This is a genomic window from Streptomyces sp. NBC_01017 (assembly GCF_045162795.1).
GTDB classification, from domain to species: Bacteria; Actinomycetota; Actinomycetes; order Streptomycetales; family Streptomycetaceae; genus Streptomyces; species Streptomyces machairae.
This window is the reverse complement of the sequence record NZ_CP108683.1, coordinates 6,521,713-6,542,515: the sequence shown is the minus strand read 5'-3', so window position 1 is coordinate 6,542,515 and position 20,803 is coordinate 6,521,713. Positions and strand designations below refer to the sequence as shown.

At 70.8% G+C, this 20,803-nt stretch carries 14 protein-coding genes; 8 read left to right on the top strand and 6 right to left on the bottom strand.

What is annotated here, in order from left to right:
• The first annotated feature begins 45 nt into the window (after positions 1–45).
• Positions 46–1,692 carry a hypothetical protein gene (locus OG331_RS30020; RefSeq protein ID WP_406201910.1) on the top strand — a complete coding sequence of 549 codons (1,647 nt, stop codon included), beginning with the start codon at positions 46–48 and terminating at the stop codon, positions 1,690–1,692.
• Between the two features lie 19 nt (positions 1,693–1,711).
• Here OG331_RS30020 and OG331_RS30015 read toward each other — a convergent pair whose 3' ends face one another.
• A complete protein-coding gene (locus OG331_RS30015) occupies positions 1,712–2,125 on the bottom strand; it encodes an organic hydroperoxide resistance protein (RefSeq protein ID WP_328881267.1) in 414 nt (137 codons plus the stop codon).
• Between the two features lie 121 nt (positions 2,126–2,246).
• Here OG331_RS30015 and OG331_RS30010 point away from each other — a divergent pair, with 121 nt between their 5' ends.
• Positions 2,247–2,714 carry a MarR family winged helix-turn-helix transcriptional regulator gene (locus OG331_RS30010; RefSeq protein WP_406201907.1) on the top strand — a complete coding sequence of 156 codons (468 nt, stop codon included), beginning with the start codon at positions 2,247–2,249 and terminating at the stop codon, positions 2,712–2,714.
• A 271-nt stretch (positions 2,715–2,985) separates the two neighbouring features.
• On the opposite strand, the gene OG331_RS30005 is transcribed toward OG331_RS30010, so the two are convergent.
• Positions 2,986–3,231 (bottom strand): hypothetical protein, encoded by a 246-nt coding sequence (locus tag OG331_RS30005; protein WP_406201905.1) that lies wholly within the window; start codon positions 3,229–3,231, stop codon positions 2,986–2,988.
• A 138-nt stretch (positions 3,232–3,369) separates the two neighbouring features.
• On the opposite strand from OG331_RS30005, the gene OG331_RS30000 reads away from it, so the two are divergent.
• Together OG331_RS30000 and galE are read left to right on the top strand one after the other, a co-directional pair.
• Positions 3,370–5,070: a glycosyltransferase family 2 protein gene (locus tag OG331_RS30000; protein WP_406201902.1), complete on the top strand. Its 1,701-nt coding sequence runs from the start codon at positions 3,370–3,372 to the stop codon at positions 5,068–5,070.
• A gap of 50 nt (positions 5,071–5,120) precedes the next feature.
• Positions 5,121–6,101 carry a UDP-glucose 4-epimerase GalE gene (gene galE, locus OG331_RS29995; protein WP_406201899.1) on the top strand — a complete coding sequence of 327 codons (981 nt, stop codon included), beginning with the start codon at positions 5,121–5,123 and terminating at the stop codon, positions 6,099–6,101.
• 66 nt (positions 6,102–6,167) lie between these two features.
• Here the strand turns inward: galE and OG331_RS29990 are convergent, their stop codons facing one another.
• Together OG331_RS29990 and OG331_RS29985 are read right to left on the bottom strand one after the other, a co-directional pair.
• Positions 6,168–6,812 (bottom strand): response regulator, encoded by a 645-nt coding sequence (locus tag OG331_RS29990; RefSeq protein WP_406201897.1) that lies wholly within the window; start codon positions 6,810–6,812, stop codon positions 6,168–6,170.
• A 78-nt stretch (positions 6,813–6,890) separates the two neighbouring features.
• Positions 6,891–7,529: a TetR/AcrR family transcriptional regulator gene (locus OG331_RS29985; RefSeq protein ID WP_406201895.1), complete on the bottom strand. Its 639-nt coding sequence runs from the start codon at positions 7,527–7,529 to the stop codon at positions 6,891–6,893.
• Between the two features lie 198 nt (positions 7,530–7,727).
• Between OG331_RS29985 and OG331_RS29980 the strand changes: the two genes are divergently transcribed.
• The 4 genes from OG331_RS29980 to OG331_RS29965 all read left to right on the top strand — a co-directional run bounded on the left by OG331_RS29980 (position 7,728) and on the right by OG331_RS29965 (position 13,681).
• Entirely contained in the window at positions 7,728–8,651 is a 924-nt protein-coding gene (locus OG331_RS29980) for an ABC transporter permease (protein ID WP_406201892.1), read from the top strand.
• A 31-nt stretch (positions 8,652–8,682) separates the two neighbouring features.
• The gene (locus tag OG331_RS29975; protein ID WP_406210367.1) at positions 8,683–9,576 is read left to right on the top strand and encodes an ABC transporter ATP-binding protein; all 894 of its coding nucleotides are present in this window, start codon (positions 8,683–8,685) and stop codon (positions 9,574–9,576) included.
• 155 nt (positions 9,577–9,731) lie between these two features.
• Positions 9,732–11,978 carry a CDP-glycerol glycerophosphotransferase family protein gene (locus OG331_RS29970; RefSeq protein ID WP_406201889.1) on the top strand — a complete coding sequence of 749 codons (2,247 nt, stop codon included), beginning with the start codon at positions 9,732–9,734 and terminating at the stop codon, positions 11,976–11,978.
• Positions 11,975–13,681, top strand: a complete 1,707-nt coding sequence (locus tag OG331_RS29965) for a glycosyltransferase family 2 protein (RefSeq protein WP_406201887.1) — start codon at positions 11,975–11,977, stop codon at positions 13,679–13,681. The genes OG331_RS29970 and OG331_RS29965 overlap by 4 nt, the downstream gene beginning before the upstream one ends.
• A gap of 370 nt (positions 13,682–14,051) precedes the next feature.
• Here OG331_RS29965 and OG331_RS29960 read toward each other — a convergent pair whose 3' ends face one another.
• Together OG331_RS29960 and OG331_RS29955 are read right to left on the bottom strand one after the other, a co-directional pair.
• Entirely contained in the window at positions 14,052–15,551 is a 1,500-nt protein-coding gene (locus OG331_RS29960; RefSeq protein WP_406210364.1) for a hypothetical protein, read from the bottom strand.
• Between the two features lie 132 nt (positions 15,552–15,683).
• Entirely contained in the window at positions 15,684–20,618 is a 4,935-nt protein-coding gene (locus OG331_RS29955) for an NAD-glutamate dehydrogenase (protein ID WP_406201884.1), read from the bottom strand.
• Positions 20,619–20,803: the final 185 nt, after the last annotated feature.

Here is a 20,803-nt window from a genome sequence, read left to right as displayed (position 1 = left end):
GTGACGTGAGGTAGAGGCATTGATCCTGCCGGGAACATACGGCAAATGCCTCAAACCCACACAACCTCCACGACCAGAGCCGCGGGCGCCGCTGTCGGCGTCCTCGTCCGGAGGACCGTGCGCGGCGCGAGTGCCCTGCGCGGCGGACGCAGCCCGCGTCCGACGCCCTACCAGGTCTACGGCTTCCTGTTCTACCTGGTGATGCTGCTGGCGTACTGGGCCGTGCCGCTGTGCTGCGACGCGGGTCAGCACGCGGCGGTCGTCGAACGCCTGAAGGCGGACCTGCTCCACCCGCGCCACCCGATGGCGGACCTGCCGGGCGCGGGCAGCCCGTACTACTCGCCGTTCGCGGTCGCTCAGGGCGTGCTCGCCCGGCTGACGGGGCTGGGCGGCTGGGAGGTGGTGCGGCTGGCCGGTGCGCTGAACCTGCTCGTGCTGCTGACCGGCATCGGCCGCCTGGTGCGGGTGCTGACGCCGAGACCGTGGGCGCCGGTCCTCGCGCTGGGGGCGATGACGCTGCTGTGGGGGACCGAGCGGGCCTGGTGGAGCGGCTATCTGAGCCTGATGTCGATGACGGGGAATCTCGGCTATCCCTCGGCCTTCGCCATCGGCCTCACCTTCTGGGCCTGGGCGTTGACGGGGGCGCGGGCGCGGGGCCAGGGGCAGGGACAGGAGCAGGAGGAGGACCGGCGGCAGGGGCTCGTCCGGTACGTCGGACCGAGCGGGCTGCCGGGGCTCGCCGGGTACGCGGGGATCGGGGTGCTGTACGGGCTGATCCTGCTGATCCATCCGATCACCGCGGTGGCCGCGGCGCTGGGCGCGGTGGCGTTCGTGGCGGGGTGGCAGCGGGGCCTGCTTCGGGGGCAGGGAAGCGCCTTGGCCGTGCGGTGGGGGGTGATGACGGGCACGGCGGTGCTGCTCGCCTGGTCCTGGCCGTACTTCGACGTGTTCGCGCTGGCCGGGGACGACAGCGTGGACTGGATGCACGAGCGGCTGTACGAGCAGCTCGGCGGGCAGTTCTGGCTCGCCCTGCTGGGGCTGCCGGCGCTGTGGCTGCGGTGGCGGCGCGGCTCGTGGCGGGATCCGCTGGTGCTGCTCTTCGCCCTCGACTGCCTGCTCGTGGCGTACGGCTGGGTCAGCGGCCACTACACCTACGGCAGGATCCTCGGGCTGACCCTGGTGCCGCTGCAGTTCGCCCTGGCCGTGGAGCTGGCGGCGCCCCGGCCCTGGCGCAGGGCACGCCGGGTGCTGGGCGGGGCCGCGGTCGCCGGGGCCTGCGTCGGTTTCCTTACCGTGCAGGGCGGGGCGGTGGTGCCGCGGGCACTGGATCCGATCGGGCTCGAACAGCCCTCACTGTGGCCGTCGTACGCCTGGGTGGCACGGCAGGTCGGAAAGGGCGGGGTGGTGATCAGCGACGGGCACTACGCCCCTCGCTCCATCCCCGGATACGGACCGAACCTGGCCGCGCCGATCTGGCCCGACCCCGCCCTGGACGAGCGGGAACGGGAACGCCGGCTCGCCGATGTCCGCGCCTACCTCTCCCCCGCCTCGACCCGCGCCGAGCGCACGACCGTCGCCCGGCGCTACCACGCGCGCTGGCTGCTGCTGACGCGGTGGAAGCGGGTGCCGGAGGAAGCGGTGGTGGTGGCGTGGAGCCGGGAGACGGGGGAGGTGCTGGCGCGGATCGGGTGACCGCCGCTCCTGCGTGTGGCTACTCGATGACGAGGTCGACCTCGATGTTGCCGCGGGTGGCGTTGGAGTAGGGGCAGACCTGGTGGGCCTGGTCGACCAGCTTGCGGCCGGTCGCCTCGTCGAGGGTGTCGGGGAGCTCCACGCGCAGCGTCACCTTCAGGCCGAAGCCCTCGCCCTGCTTGCCGATGCCGACCTCGGCGGTGACGGCGGCGTCGGAGACGTCGACCTTCGCCTGGCGGCCGACCAGGCCGAGGGCGCTGCCGAAGCAGGCGGCGTAACCGGCGGCGAAGAGCTGCTCCGGGTTCGTGCCCTGGCCGTTGCCGCCCAGCTCCACCGGCGCGGCCAGCTGCAGGTCGATCTTGCCGTCGTTGGAGACGGCGCGACCCTCGCGGCCGTGGGTGGCGGTGGCGACAGCGGTGTAGAGCGCGTCCATGGAAACCATCCCTCTCAAGTCACGTTCCGGCGGCTCCGTTGGCGGCCGCCGACGACGACAAGTAGAGCACACAATTCAATTGTGCACAACTAAATTGACGGGCACGAGCTACCCTGGAGTCATGACGAGCACGCCCACGGCGGACTGGCTCCGCCTCGACCAGCAGATCTGCTTCTCCCTCAACGCCGCGTCGCGCGCCTTCGGCGGTGTCTACCGCGTGGTCCTGAAGGACCTGGGGCTCACCTACCCGCAGTACCTGGTGATGCTGGTGCTGTGGGAGCAGGGCGACCTGCCCGTGAAGAAGCTGGGCGAACACCTGCGCCTCGACTCCGGCACCCTGTCGCCGCTGCTCAAGCGGCTGGAGGCGGCCGGCCTGGTACGCCGGGAGCGCAACGCCCGCGACGAGCGCTCGGTGGAGGTGCGGCTGACCGAGGAGGGCGCCGCACTCCGCGAACGGGCCTTGCAGGTGCCGCGCCGGATCGCCGCGGCGACGGGCTTCGACGTCGACGAGATCCGCGAGCTGCGGGCACGGCTGGACGAGCTCACCTCGGCGCTGGACTCGGCGGCCGTGGAAGGCGCGGGCGGTTAGGCGACTGCGGGGTGCGTTCTGCGGCCAGGTGCGCCATGCGTTCCGACGCCAGGTGCGCCATGCGTTCGGCGGCCGGGCGGCGGACGTACAGCCGTAGCGGACCGTCGGGCAGTCCCGCGGACAGCGGCCGGAACTGCTCGCCCACGATGTCGAGCTTGACGCGCTCGGTGGGATTGCTCGGGTACCACGGGGAGGTCAGCGCGTACGGCTCGGCGACGACCCAGACCCGGTCGACCGAGGCAAGCCTGCGCCGCAGTTCGCCGGCCCGACCTCACGGCCGTAGAGCGTCCCCGACCGCGGCCCGGACTGCCGCAGCGCGATGTCCCACGCCCACCGGAACCCCCACCGACCGCCGCGCGACCTGGAAGGTCACCCCCTCGTCCCGCCACATGCCGTCGCGGTCGAGGCCCCACAGCCCGAGCCCGAGCATGACGACCACGGGGACACACACGGCGACGATCGCAGCCGCACCGCCCTCGCGACCGCTGTTCCTCGGCTCCCGGTCCCCGATCACCACGGGAACGAGTTTGTACTATTAACTGATGCTTACTGATCATTGACGGCGTATCACCGTGTATCGCCACTGATGTGCCACTCACCCGGCATACGATCGCGCGGTAATGAACCAATCCCGCGATTCCGGACCGTGCCCCTGATGGACCCTCACGCCGCTCCCACCGTCCGCACCGCGCGCGCCTCGCAGGTCGGCGTGATCGTCATCGGCTACAACGACGCCGCACACGTGACGACCGCCGTCCGCTCGGCGCTGGCGCAGGGCCCCGCCGTCCATGAGGTCGTCGCCGTCGACGACTGCTCGACGGACCGCAGCGTCGAGGTGCTCACCCGTCTCGCCGCGACCGAACCACGCGTGAAGGTGGTCCGGCGCCAGGTCAACAGCGGCGGCTGCGGCAGCCCGCGCAACACCGGGCTCGACCGGGTGACCTCGCCGTATGTGATGTTCCTGGACAGCGACGACGTCCTTCCGCCGGGGGCCGTGGACGCGCTGCTCGCGGCGGCGACGGGGGCGGGTGCGGAGGTGGCGGGCGGCCTGTGTGTGCGGCGGGAGCTGCCCGGACGGCGCGAGGTGCCATGGCAGGCGCCCCTCTACGCCGCGCACGCCGTGTTCGAGCGCCCCGCCCAGCGCCCACGTCTGGTCCACGACACGCTCTGCGTCAACAAGCTCTACCGCACGGACTTCCTGCGCGAGCACGGCATCCGTTTCCCCGAAGGCCGCTTCCCCTACGAGGACTTCGTCTTCACCGCACGCGTGCTCGCCGCCCGGCCGCGCATCGCGCTCGTCCCCGACCGGGTGTACGTCTGGCACGTGCGCCGCTCCGCCGATCGGCTGTCCATCTCCCTGGACCGCGCCGACATCGCCAACTGGCGAGCGCGCACGGAAGCGAGCCGGCTGGCGTACGACATCCTGCTGGGCGCCGGGCAGAAGGAGCTGGCGCGCGCGGCACGCGACAAGTTCCTGGACCACGAGGTGCGGATATACGCGCGCGAGTTGGGGTTGCACGACGCCCACTACCAGCGCGCATGGTGGGCGCACACGCGGGCGTACCTCGCGGAGTACGACGCGTCCGACTGGGCCCACAACCCCACCGCGCCCGGCCGCCTCATCGGCCGTGTCGTCCTCGCCTCCCCCGAGCCCCGCGACCTGCCCCGCCTCAGGGACCTGGCCGCCCGCCCCGCCCGCCTCCTGCCGCCTTACGCGCACGCCTCCGACGGCACCCCCGTCTGGTCGGCCGACCTCCCCGAACCCATCCTGGACGCGCTGCTCACCCGCCCCGTCCGCCTCCTCCCCCTCGCCGTCGACGCGGAACTGCACCCACGCGCGCGTACCGCCCTCCTCCGACTGCGCCTGCACGAGCTGTACGGCAGGGTGGCGCAGGCGGGGCCCGAGGCGCTGGAGGTGGAGTGGCGGTGCCGGGAGACGGGGCGGGCGGCGGGGCCGCGTACGAGGGTGGCGCTCACGCCGTCGCCCTCGCCCGACGGCGTCTGGGGGGCCGAGACCACGGTCCACTGGGCCGCGTTCTCCGCAGTACCCGGGACGTCCGGGCCGTACGGGCCGTCCAGCGCGTCCCGCACCTGGGATCTCCGCCTGCGGGTCCGCTTCCAGGGCGGCGCGTATCGCGAGGTCACGGCGCACGCCCTCACGAGCGCCGGTCCGCTGCGCCGACGCGCGGTGGTCGGAGCGGGTCACGCCGTAGTACTCGTACAGCCGTACGTCACACACTCCGGAGCGCTGGCGCTGCGCGTGGCCCCCGGTTCACGGGGAGTTATGTCCGTGGTCCGCAGCAGACTCCGCCGCCTGCTTCACTGGCAGACGCACACTTGGAGACAAGACCGGTAGCGCAGACCACGGACGACCACAGGGCCCACTGACGAGGGGAACGGCCGCACATGACCTGGCTGATCACCGGCGGCGCCGGTTACATCGGAGCGCACGTCGTACGGGCGATGACCGAGGCGGGCGAACGCGCCGTGGTGTACGACGACCTGTCCACCGGCATCGCCGACCGCGTGCCCGACGGCGTCCCGCTGGTCGTCGGCTCGACCCTGGACGGCGAGCGCGTCGCCCGCGCCATCGCGGCCCACCGCATCACCGGTGTCGTCCACCTCGCGGCGAAGAAGCAGGTCGGAGAGTCCGTCGACCTCCCCCTGGACTACTACCGGGAGAACGTCGAGGGCCTGCGCATCCTGCTGGAGGGCGTGACGGCGGCGAACGTACGGTCCTTCGTCTTCTCCTCCTCGGCGGCCGTGTACGGCATGCCGGACGTGGACCTGGTGACGGAGGAGACGCCGTGCGCGCCGATGTCGCCGTACGGCGAGACCAAGCTGGCCGGCGAGTGGCTGGTCCGGGCCACGGGCCGCGCGACAGGCCTGTCCACGGCGTCGCTGCGCTACTTCAACGTGGCGGGCGCGGCCACCCCCGAACTCGCCGACACCGGCGTCTTCAACCTCATCCCCATGGTCTTCGAGAAGCTCACGGAGAACGCGCCTCCGCGCATCTTCGGCGACGACTACCCGACCCCCGACGGCACCTGCATCCGTGACTACATCCACGTCGTCGACCTGGCCGAGGCCCATGTCGCCGCGGCGCGGGCCCTGCAGTCCTCCCCCGGTCACTCCCTCACCCTCAACATCGGCCGCGGGGAGGGCGTTTCGGTCCGCGAGATGATCGACCTGGTCAACGCCGTCACCGGCTACGACCGCCCCCCGACCGTCACCCCGCGCCGCCCCGGCGACCCGGCCCGCGTCGTCGCCTCCGCCGACCGCATCGCAACGGAACTGGACTGGAAGTCCAAGCACGACGTGCAGGACATGATCGCGTCGGCCTGGGAGGGGTGGGTCCGGCTGCATCCGGGGGCGGCGCGGAGGTAATTCGGGGGCGCGTGGGGTGTTTCGGGGGGCGGGGGTGCTTCGGCGGCCCAGCTGCGTGCCGGCTGCCTACGAGTTGTTCAGATACGTCAGCACCGCAAGCACCCTGCGATGACCGCTGTCGCTCTGCGGCAGCCCCAGCTTGAGGAAGACGTTGCCGATGTGTTTGTCGACGGCGCGTTCGGTGACGACGAGGCTCTTGGCGATGGTCGCGTTGTCGTGGCCCTCCGCCATCAGGGCCAGGACCTCGCGCTCGCGCGGGGTGAGGGAGTCGAGCGGGGAGTCGCGGAGCCGGGTCAGGAGCTCGGTGACGACCTCGGGGTCCAGGGCGGTGCCGCCGGCCGCGACCCGCTCCAGCGCGTCGAGGAACTCGTCCACCCGGCCGACCCGGTCCTTCAGCAGATAGCCGAGGCCGCTCGCGCCGCCGGCGAGCAGTTCGGCGGCGTACGACTCCTCGACGTACTGGGAGAGCACCAGGACCGGCAGCCCGGGCAACTCCTTGCGGGCGGTGAGCGCGGCGCGCAGACCCTCGTCGCGGAAGTCCGGGGGCATCCGCACGTCGAGCACGGCGGCGTCGGGACGCTGCTGCCGCAGTGCGGGCAGGATCTCGGGGCCCGTGGTGGCGGCGGCCACGACCTCGTGTCCGGCCGACGTCAGGAGGAGCACGAGGCCTTCGCGCAGCAGGGCGTTGTCCTCGGCGATCACGACTCTCACGGCAGTTCCGCCTCTACTCCGGTCACCGCGCCCGCGGTGACACCACCTCGCTCAGCCGGCGGTCGCTGCGCAGCCTACTCACAGCGCCTTGAGCGCCTCCGTGGTGGCCCGGGCCAGCGCGTCCAGATAGCCCGTGGGCAGCTTCCGGCCGCGGGCCACGACCATCCGCCAGTACAACGGGCCCGAGATCAGGTCGAGCGCCAGCTCGTTGTCGATGCCCGCCCGTACCTCGCCACGCTGCTCCGCCCCGGTCAGGATCTTGCTGGCGACCCCCTCCTGCCCCTGCTCCAGCGCCTTCTGCAGCGCCTCGGCGATCTCGGGGTTGCGGGCCGCCTCGGCCTGGAGGTCGGGGATGATCTGCGACACGACGGGGTGACGCAACGCGCGCGAGGTCACCTCGTACAGCATCCGCAGGTCCCCTTCCAGGGAACCCGTGTTCGGTGTCGGCAGCCCCATGACCGCCACCGCCGACACCACGTCGAGCACCAGGTGCAGCTTGGAACGCCAGCGGCGGTACACCGCGGTCTTGCCGACGCCCGCGCGGCGCGCGATGCCCTCGATCGACATCCGCGCGTAGCCGACCGACGCCAGCTCCTCGAAGACGGCCGCCCGGATGGCCTCCGTCACGTCCTCGCGGAGCACGGCCGCCCCGGCGGGGGTCCGGCGGCGCGGACTCGTCTGGGGCCGGTCGGCGTTCGTCGTCATGCGGAACAGCATAGGGCGTTGCGACGAAACGGTTGCGTTCCGACGTACACAAGACCTACGCTCACGTTGCGACGATACGGTCCCGTCCCGACGTAAGAATTCGTGAAGAGAAGCGTAAGAACCCGCCCCGCCCCGCAACGCCGCCCTCTCCATGCACCTCCTTGCACCCTCCTCCTCGCACCACCCTCCCCCCGAGCGAAAGCAGCGGATGTGACCCAGGCCCTCCACACGCCGCCCCCCACGGCCCCCGGTCCGCCCTACGAAGCCGACCTCGCGGCCCTCGCCGCCCGGCACGGCCTCTCGGTCAGCGGGGCCCGCCCCTCCCTGCACGCGTACGTCCGCCGGCTCTGGGCGCGCCGGCACTTCATCGGCGCCTTCTCGACGGCCAAACTCACGGCGCAGTACAGCCAGGCGAAGCTCGGCCAGCTCTGGCAGGTGATGACGCCGTTGCTGAACGCGGCGGTGTACTACCTCATCTTCGGCAAGTTGCTGGGCACGAGCCGGGGGGTGCCCGACTACATCCCGTTCCTGGTGACGGGGGTGTTCGTGTGGACGTTCACGCAGAGCTCGATCATGGCGGGCACCCGCGCGATCTCCGGCAACCTCGGCCTCGTCCGGGCCCTGCACTTCCCGCGGGCGGCGCTGCCGATCTCCTTCGCGTTGCAGCAGCTCCAGCAGCTGCTGTTCTCGATGGCGGCCCTGGTCGTGATCCTGCTCTTCTTCGGCATCCCGGTCGGCGTCTCGTGGATCCTGGTGCTCCCGGCGCTGGTGCTGCAGTCCGTCTTCAACACCGGCATCGCGATGATCATGGCCCGCATGGGTGCGAGCACACCGGACATCGCCCAGCTGATGCCGTTCGTGCTGCGCACGTGGATGTACGCGTCGGGCGTGATGTTCAGCATCAGCCACATGATGGCCAAGCACACCGACTGGCCGTCCTGGCTGACCGCGACCCTGCAGGCCAACCCCGCGGCCGTCTACATCGACTTGATGCGCTTCGCGCTGATCGACAGCTTCCACGCCAGCCAACTCCCGCCGCACGTGTGGGCGATCGCGACGGGCTGGGCACTGCTCGCCGGCGTCGGCGGCTTCATCTACTTCTGGAAGGCTGAGGAGACGTACGGCCGTGGCTGACAACGCACAGAACGCACAGATCGCACAACGGATCACACAAGAGCAGGTCCATCAGGCCCAGCCGGCCCAGCAGGACCAGCAGCTCCAGCAGGTCCCCACCGTCATCGCGGACGGCGTCGACATCGTCTACCGCGTCAACGGCACCGGCACCGGCCGCGGCTCCGCCACCGCCGCACTCAACCGCATCCTGCGCCGCAAGCAGACCGAGAAGGCGTCGGGCGTGCGCAAGGTGCACGCCGTCAAGAACGTCTCCTTCGTGGCGTACCGGGGCGAGGCGATCGGGCTCATCGGCACCAACGGCTCCGGCAAGTCGACCCTGCTGAAGGCGGTCGCCGGACTCCTCCCGGTCGAGAACGGCCGTATCTACACCGACGGGCAGCCCTCCCTCCTCGGCGTGAACGCGGCCCTGATGAACGACCTCACCGGCGAGCGCAACGTCCACCTCGGCGGCCTCGCGATGGGCATGTCCCGCGAGCAGGTCAAGCAGCGCTACGAGGAGATCGTCGACTTCTCCGGCATCAACGAGAAGGGCGACTTCATCACCCTCCCCATGCGCACGTACTCCTCCGGCATGGCGGCCCGCCTGCGCTTCTCCATCGCCGCCGCCAAGGACCACGACGTGCTGCTGATCGACGAGGCCCTCGCCACCGGCGACCGCTCCTTCCAGAAGCGTTCCGAGGCCAGGATCCGCGAGCTGCGCAAGCACGCGGGCACGGTGTTCCTGGTCAGCCACAACAACAAGTCGATCCGGGACACCTGCGACCGCGTGCTGTGGCTGGAGCGCGGCGAGCTGCGGATGGACGGGCCGACGGACGACGTACTGAAGGAGTACGAGGCCTTCACGGGGGACAAGTCGGCCAAACCGAGCCCGAAGCCCAAGCCGAAGCCGAAGCCGGCACCCGCGGCAGCGCCTCTGCTCTCGTAGGGCTCCCTTCTGAGGCACCCCTCCTGAGGCAACCCGCCGGAGGCAACCCCTCGCGAGGCATCCCTCGTCAGGCGCAACCAGAGGTCACCCTTTCACCCCATTAGTGTCACTATGACCTAGCCCGATAAGTCCTGGGAGGTGAAGGAGTCTCCGCGATGCCCGAGCTCAGCGTCATCGTCCACGGGCCGAACACCCAGGACCGCCTGACCGGCCTCCTCGCCTCCCTGGCCGCGCACCCGCACCCCGACGTCGAGGTGATCGTGGCCGCGGTCGGGCCGTGGGCCCAGGAGACGGCCCGGGCGTACGCGCCGGAGATGCTGGTGCTGCCCCTGCCGGACGGCACGGACGACGCCGCGGCCCGCTCGGCCGGCGCGGCCCGGGCCTCCGGCCGCTGGCTGCACTTCGTGCACGCGAAGGACGGCCTGCCCGCCGGCGCCCCGCGCACGGTCGCCGAGCGCGTCGCACAGTTGCCGGACGAGGTGGACGTCCTGCTCTTCGACCACGTCCGCTCCACCTGGGAGACGGCCGGCCTGCCCTCCTCGGACGGCCCCCGCCTGGCCCGCGCGGGCCGCGCCGCCCACCCCCTCGACGACATCGCCCGCAGCGCACTGCGCATCACCCCGCTGCTGGGCAACCGCGCGCTGCGCACCCCCTTCTGGCACGCGCACGAGCCGCACCTCACCACCCCGGACGAGCCGTACGCCGCCTACGCCACCCTGCTCCTCGCCGACCATGTGGCCGCCCTGAACCAGGTGGCGTACGAGCACCACGAGCTGCGCCCCGAGAGCCTCCCCCCGGTCACCCCCGAGCAGCACCACGCCCTCGTCGACCGCTACGAAGCCCTCCTCACCCTCGCCACCGGCGCCGCGGGCCGCGCAGTCCCCGCAGTCCCCGCAGTCGCCCCGGGCCACGCAAGCCGCGCCACCCACGCCGTCCTGTACGACGTGATGATCCGGGACTGTCTGCGTACCTTCGCCCGCACGCCCATGCCGGACCCGGTAGCCAGGGAGTTCTTCCGCCGCGCCGCCGAAGCCGCCGTCCGGCAACGCCCGCCCGGGTACCGCCGCCCCGCCGGCCCCGAGGGCATCCGCCGAGGCCTCCTGGAGGAGAACGCGTACACCGGGTACCGCGCCTTCCAGGCCGCCAACCGCAGCCGCCGCGCCGCGAAGTCGGCCCTGGGAGCCCGCGCACGCCAGGTCTCCGCCGCCCTCGGCGACCACCATTACCGCAGGTCACTGTCGCGCCCGGTCAACCCCAACCTGGCCGTCTTCGCCGCGTACTGGAACCGCGGAGTCGCCTGCAACCCGGCGGCGATCGCGGCGAAGCTCTCCGAACTGGCCCCCCAGATCCACCCGGTGTGGGTGGTGACACCCGACAACGCGCCCCTCCTCCCGCCCCACACCGACCACGTACTTCCCGGCACCCGCCGCTACCGCGAGGTGCTGGCCACGGCGAAGTACCTGGTCAACAACGTCAACTTCCCCAACGCGGTCGTGAAACGCCCGGACGCGATCCACCTCCAGACCCACCACGGCACCCCGCTCAAGCGCATGGGCGTGGACCAGATGGATTTCCCGGCGGCGGCCAAGGGCCTGGACTTCCAGGCCCTGCTGTCCCGTATCGACAGGTGGGACTACAGCGTCTCGGCGAACAGCCACTCCACCCGCATGTGGGAGCGCGCGTACCCGTCCCGCTTCGTCTCCCTCGACCACGGCTATCCGCGCAACGACGTCTACTACACCGCCACCGCGGCCGACATCCGCACGATCCGCGACCGCCTGGGCATCCCCCCGGCCCACCGCGCGATCCTCTACGCCCCCACCCACCGCGACTACGAGGCCGGCTGGACGCCCCGCCTGGACCTCGCCACCCTCGCCGAGCAACTCGGCAAGGACACGGTCCTGCTGGTCCGCGGCCACTACTTCTACGGCGGCACCCCGTCCCCGCTGACCGCCCTGCGCCGCACGGGCCGGGTCATCGACGTCTCCGCCTACGAACCGGTCGAGGACCTGGCCCTGGCCGCGGACGCGCTGATCACGGACTACTCGTCCATCATGTTCGACTACGCCAACCTCGACCGCCCGATCGTCGTCCACGCCGACGACTGGGAGACCTACCGCTCCACCCGCGGCGTCTACTTCGACCTGATGGCCGAGCCGCCCGGCCAAGTGGCCCGCACCCAGCAGGAACTGACGGAGATCCTCACCACCTCGGCCTGGCACGACGAGGCCGCGACGAAGGCACGGACCGCTTTCCGCCACCGTTTCTGCGAGTACGACGACGGACGCGCCGCCGAACGCGTCGTACGCCGGGTGTTCCTGGGCGAGAGCGAGGACGCCCTGCCGCCGGTGACTCCCCTGGAGGAACGCACACCGGCACCGAGCCCGAGGGAGGCGGTATGACCCCGAGAGCCACGCCCCCGAACTCCGCACTCCCGGACGCCGCACTCCCTGATGCCACCGTCACGGTCATCGTCTTCAACGACGCCGAGCGCCTCCCGCGAGCCGTGGAGTCGGTACGCCGCCAGACCCACGCCAACATCGAGATCATCATCAGCGACGACCACTCGACGGACGAAACGCCGCAGGTGGCAAGGCAGTTGGCCGCCCGCGACCCGCGCATCCGCCACCTTCGCCTGCCCGAGAACAGCGGCGGCTGCAGCGCCCCGCGCAACCGCGCACTGGAGATCGCGCGGGCGCCGTACGTGATGTTCCTGGACAGCGACGACGAACTGACGGACAACGCAGTGCAGTTGCTCCTGGCCGCCCACCGCGAGCGGGAGATCGACTTCGCGATGGGCGCGGTCGTGCGGATCCGCGACGACAACGGCCGCCGTACGAAATGGATGCCGCACCTGGTCGCCGAGCGCCGCACGGTGCTCGGCATCGAGTCCGAACCCCGGCTGCTCTTCGAGCACCTGTCGACGAGCAAGATGTACGCCCGGGCCTTCCTGGACCGCCACGACCTCCGCTTCCCCGAGGGCATCCACTACGAGGACCAGCTGTTCTCGGCGCAGGCGTACTGCCTGGCCAAGGAGTTCACGATCGTCCCGGAGCAGGTGTACCGCTGGCACATCGCGCCCTACGCGGCCACCGACGCGGCATCGATCTCCAACCAGCGCGACCGGCTCGACAACGTCCGCGACCGCGTCCGCGTCCAGCGCCTCATCGACGACTTCCTCGCCGAGAGCGGGCACACGGGGCTGCGCGACGACAAGGACTTCAAGTTCCTCAAGCACGACTTCCGCATGTACGCCGGGGACCTGCCGTACCGCGACGAGCAGTGGCTGACCTCCTTCGCGGACATCGTGACCCCCTACCTGGAGACCCTGTCCCCCGCCGCCTACGCCCGCCTGCCCCGTGCGGAACGCGTGGTCCTGCAACTGGTCCGCGAACGCCGCTTCGAGGAAGCGAGGCGGGCGGCGCGGGGCCTGGGCCAGGGCGTGGCCCCAAGACAGGTGACACCGGACGCACAGGGCCACACGTTCTGGGGCGAGACCATCCCCACAACCGACTGGTCCCGCCGCGAACTCGACGTCACCGACCTCGAACTGGACACGCGCCCCTTCCGAAGCGCCCAGTTCCGCCACGAGATCACCGAGCTCACCCGCGGCCCCGGCGCCTCGATCGACCTCAGCATCCGCACCTACGACCCCGGCCTACGCCTCCCGGTCGGCCCCCACCGCGCCGGCCTCCTCCTCACCCCCGGCCGACACCGCCTCAAGGTCCCCTTCCGCCTCACCCCGGTCCGCCCCGGCATCTACGAGGGCCACGTCCACCTGGACCTCACCACGGCCCCGGTCCCCCTCCACGGCTTCGCCGGCGTCCGCCACCCCTTGCTCCGCATCGAACACCAGGGCCAGGCCCACTCCGCCGTACTCCTGGCCCCCCTGGACTTCCCCAACCTGACCACCCGCATCCCGTACCGCACGGGCGCGGCACCGCACCGAGTGACCATCGAGCCGGAGGGCCGAGGCACCGGCCGACTCCAGATCCGCTGGCAGCCGGTGGGCGTAACGGCCAAACTCCTCCACCCCCTGGCACGCCACGCGGCCCGACCGAGGGTGAGAAGGGCGGCACGCTTGCTGAGGAGCGCGTTGCGGTAGGACGACCGTGGGTCAGCTACGGGCGCCGGTCCCGGCCTTCCATCCCGCCCACGCGGGCGGTACCTCTCGGCACGGCACCGGTCCCGGCATTCCAGCCCGCCCGGCGTTCAAGGACGAGGCGGCGCCATCCCCAACCCCCACCCACCCGCAGGGGGCTGCGCACGCGTGCCAACGGTCCTTCTCGACACCGGTCCCGGCATTCCAGCCCGTCTGGGGGTGCCCCCTCTGGGGGAGTTTGAGGACGAGGCCGTTCAGGCCGACAGCGGGGGTCCGGGGGCGGCAGCCCCCAGGGGCAGGGGTCGAAGGGGCAGCGCCCCTTCAAGGACGGGAAGGGTAGGGGCGGCGGGGGCGAGGCAAACCCGCAAACCCCTCACCGCACCACCTCATACAAGACCTGCCCACCCGGCCCCCGAGCCACCACCCGCACCCCGGAGCCCAACCCACGCGCACCCCCGTCCCCATCCCCATCCCCTCGATCCACAACCCACCGCACCCCATACGCCCGCACAATCCCCCGCCGAACCCCCTCCGACGCCCCCACCGCGAAGTACCGCCGCACAGCCTCCCCCCGCCGCCCCTCATCCGGCAGAAAGAAGTCGGGATACCCGGGCGCCACGGTGTACGCCCCATACGCCGGAATCTGCCGAGCCGCAGAAGTCCGGGCCATCACAACGTCCCCGTACGCAACCCACGGCGTGACCCAGTGGTACCCCACCCAAGGCACCCGGTACTTCGCCGCAACCACCCCCGGCAACACACCCCGCGGAACGACGTACCCGACAGTCCCGACCTGAGTCCAGCCCCCCACGACCAACGCCCCACAAAGCACCCCCACCCCCACCCCACGCCACCACGGCCGCCGCCCCCAAACCTCCACCACGCCCACCCCCGCAGCAATCTGCGCAGGAATCACCACAGCCGGCACCGCCCGCCCCCACGAGTAATGCCCGCTCACCCCGCCCACCCCCACGACCACCACCCCCAGCACGAAGAACAGCACCAACGGATCCCACCGATCCCGCCACCACCGCACCCCCAGCGCCACCACCCCCGCCAGCACCAGCCAGTACCGCCCCACCAGATCCCGGTACAACCCCCGATGCACCGCCTCCAGATCACCCCCCGCCCCGACCAACGCGAAGAAGTCGTAGTACGGCCACACCCACAGAACCCCCACCCCCACCAGCGCCCCCACCCCCAGCCGCCACCACACCGCACCCCCCACCCGCGCGGCGATCACCGTGGCCAACGCCCCCAGAGAAGCCACCACCCCCGAGAACTGATGGCACAGCAGAATCACCGCCCACAACACACCAAGCCCCACCCACACCCCCCACCCCCGCGCCGAGCCCGCCCGCACCGCCCCCGCCAGCCAGGCCCAGAAGTGAAACGCCAGCCCCAAGGCGAACACACTCGGATACGACACCGTCAACGCCAGCGAGTTCAGCCCGAGGAACCCGCTCCAGGTGAACAGCGACGTCCCCCACAGGAACACCAGGCACAGCAAGGACAGCGCGGGCGCAGCCGGATGCACGCTCAGCGTCCGCACGTACCGCCACACCCCGCTGACGAACAACCCGAGCGCGGCCACCGCACCGATCCGCAGCACGACGAAGACGGAGAACCCCGTCACCCGGGCGACACACCCGAGCACCAGCATCCACGGCGAGTAGTAGGGACTCGGGGTGTCCGCGTCGACGAGCGGGTTGCCGGGGTCGACCAGGTCGTGCCGCAGACGTTGCACGGTCGCCGCGTGCATACCGAGGTCCCCGGCCCACGGCAGTCGGACGACAACCAGCAGGAGCAGCACGACCACCAGCACGGCGCCGACCTGCGCAACGACCGAAGGTCTCCGCAGCGCGCCCCGCATCGTGCTCACGCGAGCACTGTAATTCCCGTTTTGCCCCAAATACGCGAGCGCCCCGGACTGTCACAGTCCGAGGCGCCCCGGCCGACGTACGACCTACGTACGGCCTACGTACGGCTCACCGATCCCGCACGGCTACGAGTGCTGCCGCAGCAACGTCCTCATCGTCCGCATGGCCACCGACAGGTTGGCCAGATCGAACGCCTCCGACCCCTGGATCTCCTCCAGCGTCGTACGCGCCCGTCCCAGAATCGCCGCGTTCTTCTGCTCCCACGACTTGAAGCGCTGCTCGGGCGTCGCGCTGCCGTTGCCGGCCGCGAGGATGTCCGAGGTCAGGGCCGCGTGGGCGGCGTAGAGGTCCTCGCGGATGGAGGCGCGGGCCATGGACTGCCAGCGGTCCGCGCGGGGCAACTCGATGATGCGGTCCATGAGCTGGGTGATACGGAGCCGGTCGGCGAGGTCGTAGTACACCTCGGCGACGTCCATCGGGTCCTTGCCGAGGCGGTCGGCCACCAAGACGATGTCCAGCGTCGGGAAGGCCGAGGAGAACCCGGACACCCGGGTGGCCAGTTCGGCCGGGACGCCGACAGCGGTCAGCTCGTCGTAGATCTGCTGGTACCACTCCAGGTCCGCGCCCTTGAGCAGCTTCGGCAGCTGCGACCACACCTGCTCGACACGGTCGCTGAAGAAGTCGATCGTGTCGGCGAGCTCCAGCGGCTGCGGCCGGTTGTTGAGCAGCCAGCGCGTCCCCCGCTCGACGAGGCGGCGCGAGTGCAGCCGGATCCGGGTCTGGACGGCGGCCTCGACCTTGTTGTCGAGCGCCTCGACCGCGTCCCACACGACCCCCGAGCGGAAGATCGCGCGGGCCACCGTTTGCGCCCGGACGATCTCCTCCAGGGAGGCCCCGGTCTCCTCGCGCAGCCGGTGCAGATACGTCGTACCGCCCGTGTTGACCGTGTCATTGACCAGCACGGTCGTGGTGATCTCACGGCGCAGCGGGTGGCTGACGAGGTGGGCCGGGAACTGTTCGCGCAGCTCCTTCGGGAAGTACGCGTGCAGCAGGGTGCTCAGGTACGGGTCGTCCGGCAGCGTGGTGTGCAGCAGTTCCTCGGCGACCGTGATCTTCGTGTACGCCATCAGGACGGCCGTCTCGGGACCGGTCAGGCCGTGGCCGCTGCCGAGGCGTTCACGGATCTGGCGGTCGGTCGGCAGGAACTCCAGCGCCCGATCCAGGTGCCCCTCCCTGACCATGTGCTTCATGAAGCGCTGCTGGGCGTGGAGCATGGCACTGGACTGCGCGAGGGCGTTGGCGATCGCCGTGTTCTGCGCGTAGTTGTTGCGCAGGACCAGGAGGCCGACCTCGTCGGTCATCTCGGCGAGCAGCTTGTTGCGCTGCTTGACGGTCATGTCGCCGTCGCTGACCAGGCTGTTGAGCAGGATCTTGATGTTCACCTCGTGGTCGGAGGTGTCCACGCCCGCGCTGTTGTCGATGGCGTCGGTGTTGATCCGGCCGCCCTGCCGCGCGAACTCGATCCGGCCGAGCTGCGTCAGGCCGAGGTTGCCGCCCTCGCCGACGACCTTGACGCGCAGGTCGGCACCGTCGACGCGGATGGCGTCGTTGGCCTTGTCGCCGACGTCCGCGTGGGACTCGGTCGAGGCCTTGACGTACGTACCGATGCCGCCGTTCCACAGCAGGTCCACCGGCGACTGGAGGATGGCCTTCATCAGCTCGGCCGGGGTCATCTTGGAGACCTTGCCCTCGATGCCGAGGGCGTCGCGGATCTGCGCGTTGACCGGGATCGCCTTGGCGCTGCGGGGGAAGATGCCGCCGCCGGCCGACAGCAGCTCGGTGTTGTAGTCCTCCCAGCTGGAGCGCGGCAGCTCGAAGACGCGGCGGCGCTCGGCGTAGGAGGTGGCCGCGTCCGGGTTCGGGTCGATGAAGATGTGCCGGTGGTCGAAGGCGGCGACCAGGCGGATGTGCTCGCTGAGCAGCATGCCGTTGCCGAAGACGTCACCGGACATGTCACCGATGCCGACGACGGTGAAGTCCTCGGTCTGCGTGTCCACGCCCAGCTCGCGGAAGTGCCGCTTGACGGACTCCCAGGCGCCGCGGGCGGTGATGCCCATGCCCTTGTGGTCGTAGCCGGCCGAGCCGCCGGAGGCGAAGGCGTCACCGAGCCAGAAGTTGTACGACTCCGCGACCCCGTTGGCGATGTCCGAGAACGTCGCCGTGCCCTTGTCGGCCGCGACGACGAGGTAGGTGTCGTCCTCGTCGTGCCGGACCACGTCGGCCGGGGGCACGACCTCGCCGGCCACCATGTTGTCCGTGATGTCGAGCAGGGCCGAGATGAACATCTTGTAGCTGGCGATGCCCTCGGCCAGCCACGCGTCCCGGTCCACGCTCGGGTCGGGCAGCTGCTTGGCGACGAAGCCGCCCTTGGCGCCGACGGGCACGATGACGGTGTTCTTCACCATCTGCGCCTTGACCAGGCCGAGGATCTCGGTGCGGAAGTCCTCACGCCGGTCGGACCAGCGCAGGCCACCGCGCGCGACCTTGCCGAAGCGCAGGTGCACGCCCTCGACGCGCGGCGAGTAGACCCAGATCTCGTACGCCGGCCGCGGCGCCGGCAGGTCGGGGATGGCCTGCGGGTCGAACTTCATGGAGACGTAGTCGTGCAGCTTGCCGCCCGCCGCCTCCTGGAAGAAGTTCGTCCGCAGCGTCGCCTTGATGACGGTGAGGAAGGACCGCAGGATCCGGTCCTCGTCGAGGCTCGCCACCTGGTCGAGCGCCGCGTCGACCTCTTCGAGCAGCGCGTCCACGATCTCGCGGCCCGCGCGCTGGCGGTCCGGCGACATCCGCGCCTCGAACAGGGAGACGAGCAGCCGAGTGGTGTGGACGTTGTTGCGGAGGGTGTCCTCCATGTAGTCCTGCGAGAAGGTGGAGCCCGCCTGCCGCAGGTACTTGGCGTACGCCCGCAGCACCATCGCCTGCCGCCAGGTCAGCCCGGCACCCAGCACCAGGGCGTTGAAGCCGTCGTTCTCCGCCTGGCCGGTCCAGGTGGCGGCGAAGGCCTCGGAGAACCGTTCGCGCGCGTCGTCGCCGAGATAGTCACCGCCGCCCGCGGACGGGGCCATGCGCAGACCGAAGTCGTAGATCCAGGCGACACTGCGGTCGGAGCAGCGCAGTTCGTACGGCCGCTCGTCCACGACCTCGACGCCGAGGCGGCTGAGGACCGGCAGGACGGCCGACAGGGAGACGGCCGCACCCTTGCGGTAGATCTTGAACCGGCGCTCCTCGGGCGCGGCGCCGACGGGCTCGTACAGGCTCAGCGAGAAGTTGTTGTCCTCGGTGAGCTGCTCGATGTGGACCAGGTCGGAGACCGCCGAGCGCGGGGAGTGGTCGGCCTTGTAGCCCTCGGGGAAGGCATTGCCGTAGCGGCGCGACAGCTCGGCGGCGCGCTCCTCACCGAGTTCCGCGTTCAGCGCGTCGGCGAAGCCGTCGGCCCAGGAGCGCGCGGCCTCGACGAGACGCGCTTCGATGCGCTCCTTGTCGCTGTCGCTGAGCTCCGGCAGCTCGGTGCCCTGCGGGACCCGGACGACGAAGTGCAGCCGGGAGAGGATCGACTCGGTGTTCCAGGCGGTGAAGTCGACGCTGGTACCGCCGAGTTCCTCCTTCAGGATGTCGATGATCCGCAGGCGTACGCCGGTGGTGTAGCGGTCGCGCGGGAGGTAGACGAGGGCCGAGTAGTAGCGGCCGTACTCGTCCTGCCGCAGGTACAGCCGCAGCCGGCGGCGTTCCTGCAGGTAGAGCACGGAGGTGGCGATGCGCTGCAGCTCGGGGACCGGGGTCTGGAAGAGCTCGTCGCGCGGGTACGTCTCCAGGATCTGCAGCAGGTCGCGCCCGTCGTGGCTGTTGGGCGAGAACCCGGCGACCCGCAGCACGTCGTCGACCTTGCGCCGGACGACGGGCACGCGGCGGACGGACTCGGTGTAGGCGGCGGAGGAGAACAGGCCCAGGAAGCGGCGCTCACCGACGACCTCGCCGTTCTCGTCGAACTTCTTCACGCCGACGTAGTCGAGGTACGACGGCCGGTGCACGGTCGCCCGGCTGTTGGCCTTGGTCAGGATGAGGAGCTTGTGCTCGCGGGCCTTGGCGCGGGCGTCGGCGGGCAGCCGCTCGAAGGAGGGGCTGACGGGGTGGCTGTCGGTCTCGGAGTGCTGCGGGTCGGCGCGCAGGATGCCGAGGCCGGTGCCCGGAACGGCGGCCAGCGAGTCGTCCTCGCGCAGCTCGTACTCGCGGTAGCCGAGGAAGGTGAAGTGGTCGTCGGCCAGCCAGCGCAGCAGCTCGCGGGCCTCCTCGAATTCCTGCTCACGCAGATCGGAGTGCGGCTCCTGCGGCAGCTCGTCGGCCATGCGCAGGGCCAGGTCCCGCATCTTGCTCCAGTCCTCGACGGCCTCACGGACGTCGGACAGGACGCGCACCAGGTCTGCGGTGATCTGCTTCAGGTCGCCGCGGTCGGTCTCGCGGTCGATCTCGACGTGGATCCAGGACTCGGTGTGGGTGTCGTGCGGCACGTCACCCGTGGGCGGCGCGGAGAGCACCTCGATCAGCTTGCCGGCGACGTCCCGGCGGACGAAGACCTGGGGGTGGATGACCACATGGATCCCCCGGCCCTGCCGAGTCAGCTCGTTGGTCACCGAATCGACCAGGAAGGGCATGTCGTCGGTGACGACTTCGACGACGGAGTGGCTGCAGGTCCACCCGTTCTCCTCCACGGTGGGCGTGTGAACCCGCACGTTGGCCGTGCCCTGGGGGCGGTTCTCGGCCAGCCGGTAGTGCGAGAAAGCGGCTCCGAAGATGTCGACCGGGTCGCGGTCGGTGAGGTCCTCCGGGGCGGTGTGCAGGTAGTAGCGCTGGAGGAACGTGAGCACGGTGTCGTGGTCCGGGGTGCCGGTGCTGCTCTCGTCCGTCGTCCCAGTCGGTAGGTACCCCCCGACCGGGCTGTTCTCAGCTACCCGAGCGGCCCTCTCGAGCAGCTCGGCCTTGGCTTCGTCCAGCTTGGTCTGCATTGTCCTCTGGCTCCTGTCGCGCGCCGTTGCGTGACGTAGAAGGAAGTACGGTCTCTTGCCCTCCGGTGTAACGCCGCGACGCGGGGTGTCCGGTCTGCTTCGACGCTATGCCGCGAGGTGAGATGGGCGGGGGTATATGAGCCAATCTTGAGCTGCCCAAGGGGTGTGACGCTGCTCTCTGCGAC

What these genes read in the sequence shown, in the direction of transcription:
- OG331_RS30020 (WP_406201910.1), top strand. Translation starts at nt 46, where the DNA reads ATGCCTCAAACCCACACAACCTCCACGACCAGAGCCGCGGGCGCCGCT.
- OG331_RS30015 (WP_328881267.1), bottom strand. Translation starts at nt 2,125, where the DNA reads ATGGACGCGCTCTACACCGCTGTCGCCACCGCCACCCACGGCCGCGAG.
- OG331_RS30010 (WP_406201907.1), top strand. Translation starts at nt 2,247, where the DNA reads ATGACGAGCACGCCCACGGCGGACTGGCTCCGCCTCGACCAGCAGATC.
- OG331_RS30000 (WP_406201902.1), top strand. Translation starts at nt 3,370, where the DNA reads ATGGACCCTCACGCCGCTCCCACCGTCCGCACCGCGCGCGCCTCGCAG.
- galE (WP_406201899.1), top strand. Translation starts at nt 5,121, where the DNA reads ATGACCTGGCTGATCACCGGCGGCGCCGGTTACATCGGAGCGCACGTC.
- OG331_RS29985 (WP_406201895.1), bottom strand. Translation starts at nt 7,529, where the DNA reads ATGCTGTTCCGCATGACGACGAACGCCGACCGGCCCCAGACGAGTCCG.
- OG331_RS29970 (WP_406201889.1), top strand. Translation starts at nt 9,732, where the DNA reads ATGCCCGAGCTCAGCGTCATCGTCCACGGGCCGAACACCCAGGACCGC.
- OG331_RS29965 (WP_406201887.1), top strand. Translation starts at nt 11,975, where the DNA reads ATGACCCCGAGAGCCACGCCCCCGAACTCCGCACTCCCGGACGCCGCA.
- OG331_RS29960 (WP_406210364.1), bottom strand. Translation starts at nt 15,551, where the DNA reads ATGCGGGGCGCGCTGCGGAGACCTTCGGTCGTTGCGCAGGTCGGCGCC.
- OG331_RS29955 (WP_406201884.1), bottom strand. Translation starts at nt 20,618, where the DNA reads ATGCAGACCAAGCTGGACGAAGCCAAGGCCGAGCTGCTCGAGAGGGCC.